This is a genomic window from Stenotrophomonas sp. SrG (assembly GCF_050031795.1).
In the GTDB taxonomy this organism is placed as follows: domain Bacteria; phylum Pseudomonadota; class Gammaproteobacteria; order Xanthomonadales; family Xanthomonadaceae; genus Stenotrophomonas; species Stenotrophomonas rhizophila_A.
The window spans coordinates 61,926-76,916 of the sequence record NZ_JBNBBE010000012.1 but is presented as its reverse complement, the minus strand read 5'-3'; the positions used below and the strand labels follow the sequence as shown (position 1 = coordinate 76,916).

The following is a 14,991-nucleotide window of genomic DNA, read 5'->3' as shown; positions in this document are numbered from 1 at the left end:
CGGCGGCTGAACCGGTTGGCTGACCTGCCCCTGCTTGGCGGCGGGCGGGGTAAAATGGGCGCATGGATGTCTCCCACCTGCTCGACGGGCTCAACCCCGCTCAGCGCGAAGCTGTGTCCGCCCCGCCCGGCCACCATCTGGTGCTTGCCGGTGCCGGTTCCGGCAAGACCCGCGTACTGATCCACCGCATCGCCTGGCTCAACGAAGTCTGCGGCGTGCCCATGCACGGCATTTTTGCGGTGACCTTCACCAACAAGGCCGCCGGCGAAATGCGCCACCGCATCGACGTGCAGCTGCCGCAGGGCAGCCGTGGCGCGTGGATCGGCACCTTCCACGGCCTGGCCCATCGCCTGCTGCGCCTGCACTACCAGGAAGCCAAGCTGCCCGACAGCTTCCAGGTGCTGGATTCGGACGACCAGCTGCGGCTGGTCAAGCGCGTGGTGCAGCAGCTGGAAATCGACGACAGCAAGCATCCGCCCAAGCAGATAGCCTGGTGGATCAACGAACAGAAGGACGAAGGCCGCCGCCCGCAGCACATCCAGCCCGAGCCGAACGATGCCTGGCTGGAAACCATGCGCCAGGCCTACGCGGCCTACCAGGAGCGCTGCGACCGCGCCGGCCTGGTCGACTTTGCCGAGCTGCTGCTGCGCGCGCACGAACTGCTGCGCGACAACCCGGCGCTGCTGGCCCACTACCGCTCGCGTTTCCGCGAGATCCTGGTGGACGAGTTCCAGGACACCAACGCCATCCAGTACGCCTTCGTGCGCGTGCTGGCCGGCGACAGCGGCCACGTGTTCGTGGTCGGCGACGACGACCAGGCCATCTACGGCTGGCGCGGCGCCAAGGTCGAGAACGTACAGCGCTTCCTGAAGGATTTCCCGGGCGCGCAGACCGTGCGCCTGGAGCAGAACTACCGCTCCAGCGCCAACATCCTGGGCGCGGCCAATGCGGTGATCGCGCACAACCCGGACCGGATCGGCAAGGAGCTGTGGACCGACAGCGGCGATGGCGACCCCATCGACCTGTACGCGGCCTACAACGAAATGGACGAGGCGCGTTACGTGGTCGAGCGCGCGCGCCAGTGGGTGCGCGACGGCGGCAGTTACGGCGACGCCGCCGTGCTCTACCGCAGCAACGCGCAGTCGCGGGCCTTTGAAGAAGCGCTGCTCTCCGAGCAGGTGCCGTACCGTGTGTACGGCGGCATGCGCTTCTTCGAGCGTGCCGAAATCAAGGATGCGCTGGCGTACCTGCGGCTGATGACCAACCGCAACGACGACGCCGCCTTCGAGCGCGCGGTCAACACGCCCACGCGTGGCATCGGCGACCGCACCCTGGATGAAGTGCGCCGGTTGGCGCGCCACCAGGCGATCTCGCTGTGGGAAGCGACCATGCTGACCACCCAGAGCAACGAGCTGGCCGCCCGCGCGCGCAACGCGCTGGCTGGTTTCCTCAGCCTGGTGAACCAGCTGCACCATGAAGCCGGCGAGATGACGCTGGCCGAACGCATCGACCATGTGCTGATCCGTTCGGGCCTGCGCGAACACTGGTCGAAGGAAAGCCGCAACGCGCTGGATTCGGAATCGCGCGCGGACAACCTGGACGAACTGGTCTCGGTGGCCTCGCGCTTCACCCGGCGCGAGGACGACGTCGAGGAAGGCGCGGAAAACATGAGTGAGCTGGTCGCCTTCCTGTCCTACGCCTCGCTGGAAGCCGGCGAAGGCCAGGCCCAGGCGGGCGAAGAGGGGGTGCAGCTGATGACCCTGCATTCGGCCAAGGGCCTGGAATTCCCGCTGGTGTTCCTGGCCGGCATGGAAGATGGCCTGTTCCCCAGCGCGCGTTCGCTGGAAGAAAGCGGCCGGTTGGAAGAGGAGCGCCGCCTGGCGTACGTGGGCATCACCCGCGCGCGCCAGAAGCTGGTGCTCAGCTACGCCGAATCGCGCCGCATCCACGGCCAGGAAAACTACAACGTGCCCTCGCGCTTCCTGCGCGAGATCCCGCGTGAGCTGCTCAACGAAGTGCGCCCCAAGGTGCAGGTCTCGCGGGGCGCCTCGCTCGGCGCCAGCCGCCCGGCCGGCCACGCCGCGATGGAGGCGCCGCCGCTCAAGCTGGGCGCGATGGTCACCCATGCAAAGTTCGGCGAAGGCATGGTCACCGACTACGAAGGCAGCGGCGCGCACGCGCGCGTGCAGGTGGAGTTCGCCGAGGCCGGCAGCAAGTGGCTGGTGATGGCCTACGCCAACCTCACCGTGATCTGAGCGGACGTGTCACGGATGACTCGCCATGTGCTCTTCCTCTGCAGCCAGAATCGCCTGCGCAGCCCCACGGCCGAGCAGGTGTTCGCCGACTGGCCGGGCGTGGAAACCGCCTCGGCCGGCGTGCTCGCCGATGCGGATGTGCCGGTCAGCCCCGAGCTGCTGCAGTGGGCGGATGTCATCTTCGTGATGGAGCCGGCGCACCGCACGCGGCTGGCCAGCCGGCACCGGCAGTGGTTGAACGGGAAGCGGGTGATCTGCCTCGACATTCCCGATGACTACGACTTCATGCAGTCGGAGCTGGTGGAGCTGCTGAAAAAGAAGGTAGTTCCGCACCTGTAGGGCCACGCAGGGCGTGGCGCTACAATTTCCCACCAGATTCCAGGTATCCCCATGTCCACCACCCCCCTCGCCATCAACGTCAAACTCAATGCCCGGCTCCAGCCCGAGCACCGCCTGCAGCTGTTCGAAGACCCGCTCGAGGCGATGCTTGAAGCAGCCGGCATCGGCGAAATCATGGGGGGTGGCACCGCGATGACCGAAGAGGGCGAGGTGGAATACGGCGACCTGGAAATCCAGCTGCATGACGCGGCGGCATTGCCGACCGTCATCGAACTGCTCGAACAGCTCGGCGCCCCCAAGGGTTCGCTGATCCAGCGCGACGGCGAGCCCGACGTTTCGTTCGGCATCACCGAAGGCCTGGGCCTGTACCTCAACGGCACCGACCTGCCCGACGAGGTCTACGAGCAGTGCGATTCGAACTATGTGTTCGACCAGATCGTCGAGCGCATCGACGGCCACGGCGAAGTGTGCAGCTGGTGGCAGGGCCCGAGCGAAACCGCGCTGTATCTGTATGGCGCTTCGTTCGACACCATGGCCGAGCGCATCGCCGACCTGCTGGCCACCTACCCGCTGTGCCAAGGCGCACGGGTAATAAAGGTCGCCTGATCCCGGTAGCGCCGACCGTTGGTCGGCAACGCAGCAACGCAGCAACCGGGCAATGGGGCAACCACCCCATTGGCCGCGCATTCGACGGGAGAGCAGCCGACTGACAGTCGGCTCTACCGCCGCTCGAACGCGACTCATCCCCGTTTTCCCCCGCTTCGTCGCGTGCCGCTTGTCGGTCCCCGGTCGTGCGCCCAGAGTCTGGCGCTGTCTGCTGGGAGCACACACATGAACAAGGGAATCCCGTACCTGATGGCTGCACTGGTCGCGCTGACGCTGTCGGCGGGCTGGGCGGCACCGGTGCTGGCCCTGTTCGAACATGCTGCCGCCTGCCTGGACAGCGGCGGCAGCCTGGACCTGCTGCGGATGCGCTGCACCCCGCCCAGTGCAGCGCGTGATCTGCTGCTGCAGGGGTGGGGCTTCTGGGTGACTGCGGCGGCGGTCGCGGCGGTAGCGCTGCTGCTGACCCGCACACGTCCGCCGCGCCGGCGTTCGCCCCTTCCGCAGTGAGCTTTGCAACCAGTCCGAGCGGCGGGCGGGCCGAACACTGATAGTGTCCGTGCCCACTCCAGCCGTGGCACGGGCCTTGATCACCAGCGCGATCCAGCGGACCTCTTCGCTTCCTTCCCTTGCCGGCATTCCAGAGCCGGCCCGCACGCCGCGCCGGTCGCTGCCGGCGTTGGTGGTGTCACATCTGCACAACGCACCGGCCCGGGTGCCGCAGATGCTCGATCTGGCCGACTGTCCAGCGCGGCCCTGGCGGGGAGCGGGCAGCCAGCCGGCCATGATCGTCACCCGGGGCGACGAGTGCTGGCGGGTGAAGGCGACGGCCGACGCCACCTGCAGCGCCATGGAAGTCACGCTGGGCAAACTGTTCCAGCTCACCGGGCTGGTCGCTCCCGACACCGGGCTGGTGGCGGCTGTCGAGGGCCTGCCGACCGGGTCCCGGCATGTCGGCTCACGCTTCGAGGCGGACTTCCAGGACCTGGGCGATTTCCTGGTCAGTGACGCGGCTGCGGCGCTGGTCGCGGCAGCCGATCCTTCAGCGCGCAGCACCTACGAGGCGCTGCGGACCGACCATGCGCAGGCCGTATCCGACAACGCCAGGCTGCTGAACGACGCCGGGGTCGAGTGGTGGACACTGCGCGGCGAGGACGCCCAACAGCATGCCGCCAACGACCAGCGCCGGTTCAACGCGCTGGACGCGATGAACCGCCTGCTGCCGCGACCCCTGCGCTGCGAACAGCTGCGTCATTTCATCGCCTCACGCTGGTTGTGCAACTGGGACCAGCTCAACTACCGGCTGGAGAACTTCGGCTACACCCTCCGGAACGGCGTCCGGGTGGGCATGTCGCTGGATTTCGGCGCCTGCGGGCCGCTCGGGTTCCGCGACCTCCAGACGGGCGCGATGCTGCCCAAAGCGGCCAGCCAAGCGGTGGCCATCGCCCAACGGCCCCCGTCGCTGTTCCCTGTTCCTCTTTCATATGTCAACAACGTCGGTCATTTCGACGCCATGTGTGGCGATTGTGGGCCATTGCAGGACGTTACTGCGTGGCCCTACGGGTTCCAGTCCGAGAGCATCGCCAGCTTGTTCCGGCCACCGCTCGCCCTCGATCCTGCCGTGGCCGATACGCTTGCCGAAATGGGCTACCGGCTGGGGCTGCTGCCGCTGTCTGCGCTCACCGCCGTCATCGAGCGCCACTGGCCGGAAGGCCCTGCCGGGGCGGCGTCGGCGTGGCCCACGGCAGCCGAGCTGGCCGCATACCTGCTCCGCCGCCGCGACGCCCTGCTGGCACGGTTCGATCCGGCGCAGATCGCCGACTGGGTGCAGGCCGATCCCGACCGCGCGGCGAGGGTCCGGCAGGAACTCACCAACGCCGCGCAGGCCATGCTCCGCGCCCCGGCCGACCGCCCGGATTGATCCGCCTCAAGGCACGCTCTCCACGCCGGGTGTGCAATGGTGTCCCCACTGCCTTAGCCAAGGAGCGTGCCATGTACAAGCGGATCCTGATTGCCACCGATGGCTCCGAGCTGTCCGAAAAGGGCCTGCTCAAGGGGCTGGAACTGGCCCGCGACCTCAACGCCGAAATCGATATCGTCACTGTCTCCGAGCCTTGGGCCGTCGGCATGTATGACGCCATGGGCTGGAGCGTGGGCTACATGAACAGCCCTGAGTACAAGGCCGACCGCGAAGAGACCGCAGAGAAAGTGCTGGCGCCGGCCAAGGCCGCCTGCGAAGCGCAGGGCCTGCGCGCCACCACCGTGCACGTGCTGGACCGCTATGCCGCCGACGGCATCATCGACACGGCCATGGAACGCAACAGCGACCTGATCGTGATGACCTCGCACGGCCGCCGCGGCGTGACCCGGGTCCTGCTCGGCAGCCAGACCGCCGAAGTGCTCGCACGCAGCACCGTGCCGGTGCTGGTCATCCGGTGATCTAAGGGCGCAGCTTCAACGCCATCGACTCGTCCAGGCTGCCGTCGGGCTGCACCACCACGTAGCGTTCCCCGGCCCGGTCAAACAGCACCGGGATCGGGTCGCGGAACAGCGGCCGGCGCACGAAGCGCAGCGACCAGCCGAAATGCTCCAGGGTGTCCACGGCTTGGCGCTGCTCGTCATTCAGCCCCGCACGCAGGGCGGCGGGGTCGATGGGTTTGCGTCGTTCAGGAGTCGTCATCGGGTACGGCAGGGCCAACTCACCAGCTGTAGAGCTTCCAGTACACCGGCGAGGTGCCATCCTTGCTCCGGTCCACGCCGCCGTGCTGGCTGCCTTCGTACATGTAGTACGGCGCACCACGCGAGGGTGTGACCTTGACCATGCGCAACTGGCCACTGACCCGGTACTCCTCGATCACATCGCCGTTGTCCATCACGCGCTTGGCGATATCGGCGCCCCGCACATCGACCGGGGGCACGCCAGCGCCGCCGCCGGTGGTGGCACAACCCGCCAGCACAAGCAGTCCAGCCAGCAGCAGAGTTTTCATGGGCCACGGTTCCTGGGTCGGGGGAGTCTGGATTATGCCCGATGCCCCGTGATGCCGGTGCCGGGAATGGCCCCAGCGGGGCGCGTAGAATCGTCGCATGAGCCGATTAGTCCTGATTGACGGGTCCAGTTACCTGTATCGCGCGTTCCACGCGCTTCCGCCGCTGACCAACGCTGCCGGTGAACCCACCGGCGCGCTGTTCGGTGTGGTCAACATGCTGCGCGCCACCCTGAAGGAGCGCCCCGAGTACGTGGCCTTCGTGGTCGACGCGCCGGGCAAGACCTTCCGTGACGACCTGTACGCCGACTACAAGGCCAATCGGCCGCCGATGCCCGACGACCTGCGCCCGCAGATCGAGCCGATGTGCCAGATCGTCGAGGCGCTGGGCCTGACCATCCTGCGCATTCCGGGCGTGGAAGCCGACGATGTGATCGGCACGCTGGCGCTGCAGGGCCACCGCGACGGGATGACCGTCACCATCTCCACCGGCGACAAGGACTTCGCCCAGCTGGTCCGCCCGGGCATTGAGCTGGTCAACACCATGACCGGCAGCCGCATGGATTCGGACGCTACCGTGATGGACAAGTTCGGCGTGCGCGCCGACCAGATCGTCGACCTGCTGGCGCTGATGGGCGACGCCGTGGACAACGTGCCCGGCGTGGAGAAGTGCGGCCCCAAGACGGCCGCCAAGTGGCTGGCCGAGTACCAGACCCTGGACGGGGTGATGGCCGCAGCGCCTGGCATGAAGGGCAAGATCGGCGAAAACCTGCGTGCCGCGCTGGAGCGCCTGCCGCTGAACCGCGAACTGGTCACCATCCGCACCGACGTGGCGCTGGACGCCACCCCGCAGACCCTGGCGCTGCGCGACCCGGACGTGCCCGCCCTGGGCGAGCTGTACCTGCGCTACGGCTTTACCCAGGCGCTGAAGGAGCTGGGTGGCCCGGTCCCGGCCCCTGCGGCAGCCAGCGACGCGCCGGTGAGCCTGCGCGGCACCGCCGCCGGCTACGCGCGCGGCGCGGCCAGCGAGCCTGCGCCGGCCCTGGATGCGGCCCTGTCGGCCCCGGGCGAATACGAAACCGTGCTCACCACCGAACAGCTGCAGGCCTGGGTGGCCCGCGCCGAGGCGGCCGAGCTGATCGCCTTCGACACCGAGACCGACGCGCTCGATGCCATGCGCGCCAACCTGGTCGGCATCAGCCTGGCGGTCGAGCCGGGCCGTGCGGCCTACATTCCGGTTGGCCATGACTACCCCGGTGCCCCTGCCCAGCTGCCGCGCCAGCAGGTGCTTGATGCGCTGCGGCCTGTGCTCGAGAACCCCGACAAAAAGAAGCTTGGCCAGCACGGCAAGTACGACCTGCACGTGCTGCGCCGGCACGGCGTGGACGTGAAGGGCTACCACGACGACACCATGCTCGAAAGCTTCGTGCTCAATTCCACCGCCACCCGCCACGACATGGATTCGCTGGCGATGCGCTACCTCGGCTACACCACGATCAAGTTCGAGGACGTCGCCGGCAAGGGGGCCAAGCAGATTCCGTTCTCCCAGGTAGGGCTGGACGAAGCCAGCCGCTATGCGGCCGAAGATGCCGACATCACCCTGCGCCTGCACCGCGTGCTGCACCCGCAACTGCTGGAATCGGCCGCGCTGGACAACGTGTACCGCAGCATCGAGATGCCGCTGGTGCCGGTGCTGGCCCGGATCGAAGCCAACGGCGTGTACATCGACAGCGCCGAGCTGCGCAGGCAGAGCCAGGACCTGGGCGCGCGCATGCTGGCAGCCCAGCAGAAGGCCACCGAACTGGCCGGGCGCACCTTCAGCCTGGACTCGCCCAAGCAGCTGCAGGCGGTGCTGTTCGACGAGCTGAAGCTGCCCGCGCTGGTGAAGACCCCCAAAGGCCAGCCCAGCACCAACGAAGAGGCGCTGGAGGCGATCGCCGAACAGCACGAGCTGCCGCGGGTGATCCTGGAGTACCGCGGGCTGGCCAAGCTGCGCAGCACCTACACCGACAAGCTGCCAGAGATGGTCAACCCCGACACCGGCCGGGTCCACACCAGCTACCACCAGTCCGGCGCGGCCACCGGCCGGCTGTCCTCGTCGGACCCGAACCTGCAGAACATCCCGATCCGCACCGAGGACGGCCGCCGCATCCGCCGCGCCTTCGTGGCCCCGCCGGGGCACAAGCTGCTGGCCTGCGATTACTCGCAGATCGAGCTGCGGATCATGGCCCACCTGTCCGAGGACCCGGGCCTGGTGCGCGCGTTCGAACAGGGCGTCGATGTGCACCGTGCCACGGCGGCCGAGGTATTCAGCCGCGCGCTGGACGAGGTCACCCCGAACGAGCGCCGCGCCGCCAAGGCCATCAACTTCGGCCTGATGTACGGCATGAGCGCGTTCGGGCTGGCCCGTAACCTGGGCATCGACCGGGGCCAGGCCCAGGATTACGTGGCGCTGTACTTCAGCCGCTACCCGGGCGTGCGCGACTTCATGGAGCGCATGCGCCAGCAGGCCCGCGACCAGGGGTATGTGGAAACCATCGAAGGCCGCCGGCTGTATCTGAACGATATTCACGCGCGCAACCAGGGCCTGCGCGCCGGCGCCGAGCGCGCGGCGATCAATGCACCCATGCAGGGCACCGCCGCGGACATCATCAAACGGGCCATGGTGAAGGTGGACGACTGGCTGCAGGGCCAGGGCGGCCGCGCCCGGATGATTCTGCAGGTGCACGATGAACTGGTATTCGAAACCGAAAGCGAGTTTCTGGAAACCTTGCGCACGCAGGTGGTCGAGCTTATGTCGTCTTCAGCTCAATTACGCGTCCCGCTGGTGGTGGATGCCGGAGTAGGAGATAACTGGGATGAGGCACATTGAGACGCGAGTCACGTTGAATAAGCTGAATTGGTTCATTGCGGGTCGATAAACTGACTCTTCGATGAATGTTTTAGGTTTCACCGCAGTATTAATTGGCGCCCTTCACGAACTATCAATGTTCGAGGTGCTTTTATAGACCTCGACAGGCGCAATGCCTGTTGTGGATCTCTCCCATCCCCTGGAGCAGATCTCGGAACGGGGGCTCCTCCCCAAGCGCCCGTTCCCCGGCCCCGCTGACCTCCCCCTGGTCGGCGGGGCTTTTTATTTTCAGGAGTCCGGCCAACGGCCGGCGCTACCCGTATGCTTCAGGCACTCTCTCTTCTGCGGGGCTCGCATGAGCGACCTGTTCGACCTGGCCATGCCCTGGTGGGAATTCATCCTGCGCGCCGTCGTGGTGTATGTGGTCGTGCTCGGCATGGTCCGCCTGTCGGGCAAGCGCGCCCTGGGCCAGATCACCCCGTTCGACGTGCTGCTGATCGTGCTGCTGGGCAACGCGGTGCAGAACGCGCTGCTCGGCAAGGACACCTCGCTTGGCGGCGGCCTGCTGTTGGCCGCCACCCTGATCTCCCTGAACTACGGTGTGGGCTGGCTGAGCACCCGCAGCAGGAAGGTGGAAGCGCTGGTGGAAGGCGAACCGGTGCTGATCGCGCGCGACGGCGAAGTGCTCGCCTCGGTGCTCAAGCGCGAACTGGTCACCCGCGCCGATCTGGAAGCGGCCATGCGCCAGCAGGGCTGCACCCATATCAGCGAGGTCTCGATGGCGCTGCTGGAAATCAACGGCCACATCACCATCGTTCCCAGGCAACCCAAGGACGGCGGCAACACCTGAGCGGAATATGAAAGCGCCTCGCCACGCGCACTGCTGAAATCGGCCGCATCAGGGGCCGCTGCTGGAGTGGCCCACGCAACGGAGATGCCTGCCATGCCCCTCGATCCTGTTTCTTCCGACCGTGCCTGGGTCGCCGTCCACGCCGCCTGGGGCGCCTTTCCCCGTCGGGATGTCCAGCCGTCGCCCGCGTACGAGCCTCCGCCGTCCTACGACGAGGCCATGCTCACCAGCGCGCCGGTGCCACGGCAGCTGCCGCCGTCCCGGGCGGTGCCCATGGCGGTAACCAACGAGCCGTCCGCGTGGCGGCTGCGCTTCTCCAGGCCGCTGCATCCCGAGGCGCAGCACCGGAAGCTGCAGAAACAACTGGAGCGCCGCGAGCGCACCGAGCGCAAGCTTGATGCCGCCTGCAGGCACCTTGATTCGGTGCTTCGCCAGCACGACACCCTTTCGGCATCAGGCCGCGTCTACTGTGGCGGCGGCCTCTTCGATGAGGACGAATGCAGTGCGATCAGCAACGCGCGGGGTGAGGTCGCGCATTACCTGGAGAAAAAGCGCGAGCTGCAGGCCGCGCATGTCGCCATGCTCCGCCGCACCGCGGCGCAGGTCAGCCCGGGCTGAGCCAGTCGCGCGGCACCAGGTAATCGCCCAGCCGCGCCTCGGCGCTGCCGGGTTCCGGCGTGAAGCCATACTCCCAGCGCACGCGTGGCGGCAGGCTCATCAGGATGCTTTCGCTGCGCCCGCCGCTCTGCAGCCCGAACAGCGTGCCGCGGTCGTACACCAGGTTGAACTCCACGTACCGGCCCCGCCGGTACAGCTGGAACTCGCGCTCGCGTTCGCCGTACGGGGTGTGCTTGCGGCGTTCCACGATCGGCAGGTACGCCTGCAGGAAGCCATCGCCCACCGCGCGCAGGTAATCAAAATCACGCTCGAAGTCGCCGTGCAGGTCGTCGAAGAACAACCCGCCCACGCCGCGCGTTTCATTGCGGTGGCGCAGGAAGAAATACTCGTCGCACCAGCGCTTGTGCGCCGCATAGCGTTCTTCGCCGAACGGGGCGCACAGGTCGTGGGCGGCCTGGTGCCACTGCTGCACGTCCTCGTCGAACGGGTAGAACGGGGTCAGGTCGAAGCCGCCGCCGAACCAGGACGCCACCTGCTGCCCATCACGCTCGGCGCTGAAGTAGCGCACGTTGGCGTGGGTGGTGGGCAGGTAAGGATTGAGCGGGTGGAACACCAGCGACACGCCGGTGGCGCGCCACGAGGCGCCGGCCAGCTCCGGCCGGTTAGCCGAGGCCGACGGCGGCAGACGCGTGCCGGAGACGTCGGAGAAGCCGATACCGGCCTGCTCGAACACCGCGCCATCGCGCAGGATGCGGGTACGGCCACCGCCGCCCTCGGTGCGCTGCCAGAGGTCTTCGGTGAAGCGGGCCTGGCCGTCGGCGGTCTCGACCGCGCCGCAGATGCGGTCCTGCAGGTCGGTCAGGTAGCTGCGTACGCGCTCGAATTCGTTCATGGCGGTACTTTACCGCAGGGCAGCGAGGCAGCGCCTCGGTCTACGGGGCCTTTGCGGCGAACCATCGCCGCACGTCAGGGCGCAGCACGCGTGCCACCAGCCAGGCGTGCAGTGCGGCGAACGCCAGCGCGGTCAGCACGGTCAGGCCGGTGTAGATCACGCGCTGCATCTGCAGGTCGCGGCGCAGCTGGCCGGCATCGGCGTCTGCGTGCGGCGGCAGGTGCACGATCAGCTGGCGGAACACCTCGTCGATCACCCACGCACCGACGAAGTTCAGCAGCGCGGTGACCACCAGCAGCACGATGAAGGTCCACAGCGCCCAGCGGTTGCGCCGCAGCAGGCCCCAGCATGCCGCAGCCCCCACCAGGGAAAGGACCAGCATGCCCACGTTCACCGCGACCGCATGCCGGCCGAACCAGCGCAGCGACGACGGCATCCAGGACAGGTCGGCGCCGTCGAGCAGGTCCTTCAACCAAGCCGACTGGGCGAGCAGCGCGGCGAGCACCGCGCCACCGGCCCAGCACACGGCCGACACGATGCACACCACCAACACCGACTTGGCCAGCGGGGCAAGAAAGGTCGGGGTGCCATCCCCCTTCGGGCGCGGATGGGCAACGGGCAGCAGCGGGGGCGTAATCGAAGACATCCGGTGTCCTGGCAGTGTGCGGTGGGGTCAGCCCGGCGCGATCACGCGCGCGGCCGCCGGCAGGATATGGTCTTCGCTCAACGGTGCCAAGCGGCGCCCGTGCGGTGGCTGCAACGGCACCCAGGCCAGTTCGGCGATCTCCGCCCGTGCCTGTGGGGTGCCCAGCACCTGTACCCACCAGGCTTCGGCGTGCACCCGGCAGCCGGTTTCATGCACCGCCCAGTCGCTGTAGGCGCCCAGCGGCACCGCCGTGGCGGGGTCCAACTGCACGCCCAGTTCCTCGTCCAGCTCGCGCGCCAGCGCGGCCAGCGGTGCCTCGCCCGGCTCGGGCTTGCCGCCCGGCTGGATGAACACCGCCGAGCCGTGCTTGCGCACCACCAGCACGCGCCGGGCGGCATCGGTGATGACCGCGGCGACGATCCGTATCGTCGCCGCGTCGTGGCTCACTTCAGGTTCTCTTCGAACAGCTTGAGGATGCGCTTGTACTGGTCCAGCCAGGAATCGGCACGCACGTAGCCGTGGCGTTCCAGCGGGTAGGGCGCGATGCTCCAGTTGTCCTTGTGCAGCTCGATCAGCTTCTGGGTGAGGTTGACCGAGTCCTGGAAGAACACGTTGTCGTCCATCATCCCGTGCGCGATCAGCAGGTGGTCCTGCAGGCCTTCGGCATATTCAATCGGCGAGGAGACGCGGTACGCCTCCGGGTCGATGTCCGGGGTGTTGAGGATGTTGGCGGTGTAGCCGTGGTTGTACTGGTGCCAATCCACCACCGGGCGCAGCGCGGCGCCGGCCTTGAAGGTGCCCGGCGAACGGAACAGCGCCATGAAGGTCATGAAGCCGCCGTAGGAGCCGCCGTAGATGCCGGCATGGTCGCGGTCACCCTGCTGGGTGGCCACCAGCCAATCCAGGCCGTCCTTGTAGTCTTCCAGCTCCGGGTGGCCCATGTTGCGGTAGATCGCCGTGCGCCAGTCGCGGCCGTAGCCCTCGCTGCCGCGGTAATCCATGTCCAGCACCACGTAGCCCTGCTGCACCAGCAGGTTGTGGAACATCTGCTCGCGGAAGTAGGCCGGGTAGCGCTGGTGCACGTTCTGCAGGTAACCGGCGCCGTGCACGAACATGGCGATCGGGTACTTCCTGCCCGGCTCCAGGTTCTCCGGGCCGTAGTACTTGGCCCAGACCACGCCCGCGCCGTGCTTCGAAGGCACCTGCACCAGCTTGGGCTGGATCCACTGGCGGGCCTTGAAGGCGGCAGTGCGGGTGTCGGTCAGCACCTTGGCCTGGCCGCCCGCGGTGGGCACCACCGCCAACTGCGCCGGCAGGTAGGCGCCGGAGTAGCGCACCAGCAGCTGCTGGCCGTCCGGGGACAGCGAGAAGTCTTCCACGCCGTTGAGCGAGGTCAGCTCACGCACCTGGCGCGAAGCGGTATCCACCGCGCACACCTCGTAGTCGCCGGGGGCCTGCTGGTTGCACAGCACGTAGAAGCCACGGCCGTCGGCGCTGGGCACCGGCATCGAGGTTTCCCACTTGCCACCGGTCAGCGCCTGCGGCTTGGCCGTGCCCTGCTGGGTGTACAGGTGCGAGTAGCCGGACTCTTCGGACAGCAGCCACAGCGTGCGGTTGTCGTTGGACCAGCCGAAATCGTTGAAGCTCCAGTTGATCCACGCCGCGTCGGTGAGGCGGTGGCGGGTCTGCAGCCTGGCCTCGGCCGGGCTGACGCTGGCGATCCAGCGGTCCTTGTTGTCGTTGGCGCGCAGCAGGATCGCGGCCTGCTGGCCGTCATTGCTCCAGCGGATGCCCGGCGCGCCGGGTCCACCCAGCACCTGCACCGGGCGGCTGCCCTTCAGCGCGTCCTTGCCGGCGGCCTTGCGCAGCGCGGCCAGCGGGTCGGTGCCGATGCCCGGCAGGCTGTCCAGCGACAGCGGCTTGACCGTGCCGGTGACGGCGTCGACCAGCCACAGCGCGTTCGGTTCCGGGTCGTTGCGGCCCACGCGGGTACGGGTGTCCTCGAACTCCTCGTAGCCCGATTCGGTCACGTACTTGGGCATCTTGCCGCCGCGGCCTTCGTCGAAGCTCTTCGGCTTGGTCACCACGATCAGGCTGCGGGTATCGGGCGACAGCGCGCTGTCGACGATTTCCACATCGGCGCCCAGGTACACCGGGCCCGGCGCGCGGGTGGTGTCGGCGCGGCGCCAGCTGGCTTCCTGCTCCTTCAGTGCGTCGCGCTGGGCGCGGTCGTTGCGCAGCGTGGCCAGGGTGCGCAGCTGCTGGTCGCGCAGCACGTCGGCCTTCGGGGCGTCGTCGGGGTTCTTTTCGGCCTTCAGGCTGGCCACCTGCTGCACGCCACCGGCGGCGGTCCAGTGGAACCAGTTCTGGCCCGTGCGCCAGATCACCCCGCCGTCGCGGGCGAAGTTGACCGCGCTGGCCTTCTCGGTGCTGCGGGTGAGCTGGGTCAGCGCGCCGCTGCGCAGGTCGCGCAGGAACACGTCGCCGTTGCGCACGAACACGCTGCGCTGGCGGACGCTGTCGTACACCGGGGCGTCCACGTCCAGGCTGCCGCGCTGGTCATCGGCGACCTGGGTGGCGGTACCGCCGTTGACCGGCTGGCGGAAGGTATCGCGGACCGGGCTGCCGGTGCGCTTGAGCTGGTACTCGACCTGCTGGCTGTTCCACGACCACCAGGCGCTCTCGACCGGCGGACCGATCCAGTCCGGGTCGGCCATGGCCTGTTCGATGGTGATCGGCGTCGGTGCCGCGTGGGCCGCGCCGCCGAGGGCGGCGAGCAGCAGCAGGGACAAGGGCAGCGTTCTGGGCATTGCGGGCAGCACCGTGAAGGAAAACCCGCCAAGCGTAGCAGCGCCGGACCTTCGGCGAGGGGGCCACAGGTCATGGGCCATGCGCGCCATGATCGCCCCCCCCGGTAGCGCACGACCGTTGGTCGTGCGTCGGCGCACCGCGC

Annotated in this window: 15 protein-coding genes; 9 read left to right on the top strand and 6 right to left on the bottom strand. The window is 68.1% G+C overall.

Features of this window, described 5'->3' with window-relative positions; translation table 11 throughout:
- The first annotated feature begins 62 nt into the window (after positions 1–62).
- From uvrD to ACQG3P_RS12720, 6 genes are all read left to right on the top strand, one after another.
- Positions 63–2,255, top strand: coding sequence for a DNA helicase II (gene uvrD, locus ACQG3P_RS12745; RefSeq protein ID WP_426805262.1), 2,193 nt, complete (start codon positions 63–65; stop codon positions 2,253–2,255).
- Positions 2,256–2,270: 15 nt separating this feature from the next.
- Positions 2,271–2,594, top strand: coding sequence for a low molecular weight protein tyrosine phosphatase family protein (locus ACQG3P_RS12740; protein WP_210131457.1), 324 nt, complete (start codon positions 2,271–2,273; stop codon positions 2,592–2,594).
- Positions 2,595–2,645: 51 nt separating this feature from the next.
- Positions 2,646–3,200 carry a hypothetical protein gene (locus ACQG3P_RS12735; RefSeq protein WP_426805261.1) on the top strand — a complete coding sequence of 185 codons (555 nt, stop codon included), beginning with the start codon at positions 2,646–2,648 and terminating at the stop codon, positions 3,198–3,200.
- Positions 3,201–3,425: 225 nt separating this feature from the next.
- Positions 3,426–3,707, top strand: coding sequence for a hypothetical protein (locus ACQG3P_RS12730; RefSeq protein WP_217537498.1), 282 nt, complete (start codon positions 3,426–3,428; stop codon positions 3,705–3,707).
- A 49-nt stretch (positions 3,708–3,756) separates the two neighbouring features.
- Complete coding sequence (locus tag ACQG3P_RS12725; protein WP_426805260.1) at positions 3,757–5,118, top strand: hypothetical protein; 1,362 nt, start codon at positions 3,757–3,759, stop codon at positions 5,116–5,118.
- A gap of 71 nt (positions 5,119–5,189) precedes the next feature.
- Positions 5,190–5,636 carry a universal stress protein gene (locus tag ACQG3P_RS12720; RefSeq protein ID WP_068847830.1) on the top strand — a complete coding sequence of 149 codons (447 nt, stop codon included), beginning with the start codon at positions 5,190–5,192 and terminating at the stop codon, positions 5,634–5,636.
- A 1-nt stretch (position 5,637) separates the two neighbouring features.
- On the opposite strand, the gene ACQG3P_RS12715 is transcribed toward ACQG3P_RS12720, so the two are convergent.
- Positions 5,638–5,877: a hypothetical protein gene (locus ACQG3P_RS12715; RefSeq protein ID WP_068854463.1), complete on the bottom strand. Its 240-nt coding sequence runs from the start codon at positions 5,875–5,877 to the stop codon at positions 5,638–5,640.
- 19 nt (positions 5,878–5,896) lie between these two features.
- Positions 5,897–6,184, bottom strand: a complete 288-nt coding sequence (locus ACQG3P_RS12710) for a DUF2782 domain-containing protein (RefSeq protein WP_068847828.1) — start codon at positions 6,182–6,184, stop codon at positions 5,897–5,899.
- A gap of 97 nt (positions 6,185–6,281) precedes the next feature.
- On the opposite strand from ACQG3P_RS12710, the gene polA reads away from it, so the two are divergent.
- From polA to ACQG3P_RS12695, 3 genes are all read left to right on the top strand, one after another.
- A complete protein-coding gene (gene polA, locus ACQG3P_RS12705) occupies positions 6,282–9,053 on the top strand; it encodes a DNA polymerase I (RefSeq protein ID WP_426805259.1) in 2,772 nt (923 codons plus the stop codon).
- A 334-nt stretch (positions 9,054–9,387) separates the two neighbouring features.
- Complete coding sequence (locus ACQG3P_RS12700; RefSeq protein ID WP_426805258.1) at positions 9,388–9,882, top strand: DUF421 domain-containing protein; 495 nt, start codon at positions 9,388–9,390, stop codon at positions 9,880–9,882.
- Between the two features lie 93 nt (positions 9,883–9,975).
- A complete protein-coding gene (locus ACQG3P_RS12695) occupies positions 9,976–10,500 on the top strand; it encodes a hypothetical protein (protein ID WP_426805257.1) in 525 nt (174 codons plus the stop codon).
- Here the strand turns inward: ACQG3P_RS12695 and hemF are convergent.
- Genes hemF through ACQG3P_RS12675 form a run of 4 tightly spaced genes read right to left on the bottom strand, consistent with a single transcriptional unit; the run spans position 10,487 to position 14,848 of the window.
- Positions 10,487–11,392: an oxygen-dependent coproporphyrinogen oxidase gene (gene hemF / locus ACQG3P_RS12690; protein ID WP_426805256.1), complete on the bottom strand. Its 906-nt coding sequence runs from the start codon at positions 11,390–11,392 to the stop codon at positions 10,487–10,489. The two genes, ACQG3P_RS12695 and hemF, sit on opposite strands and share 14 nt — an antisense overlap.
- A gap of 40 nt (positions 11,393–11,432) precedes the next feature.
- Positions 11,433–12,038: a tetraspanin family protein gene (locus ACQG3P_RS12685; protein WP_068847817.1), complete on the bottom strand. Its 606-nt coding sequence runs from the start codon at positions 12,036–12,038 to the stop codon at positions 11,433–11,435.
- A 27-nt stretch (positions 12,039–12,065) separates the two neighbouring features.
- A complete protein-coding gene (locus tag ACQG3P_RS12680; protein ID WP_307105582.1) occupies positions 12,066–12,485 on the bottom strand; it encodes an NUDIX hydrolase in 420 nt (139 codons plus the stop codon).
- A complete protein-coding gene (locus tag ACQG3P_RS12675) occupies positions 12,482–14,848 on the bottom strand; it encodes a S9 family peptidase (protein WP_426805255.1) in 2,367 nt (788 codons plus the stop codon). The genes ACQG3P_RS12680 and ACQG3P_RS12675 overlap by 4 nt, the downstream gene beginning before the upstream one ends.
- Between the last annotated feature and the right edge of the window lie 143 nt (positions 14,849–14,991).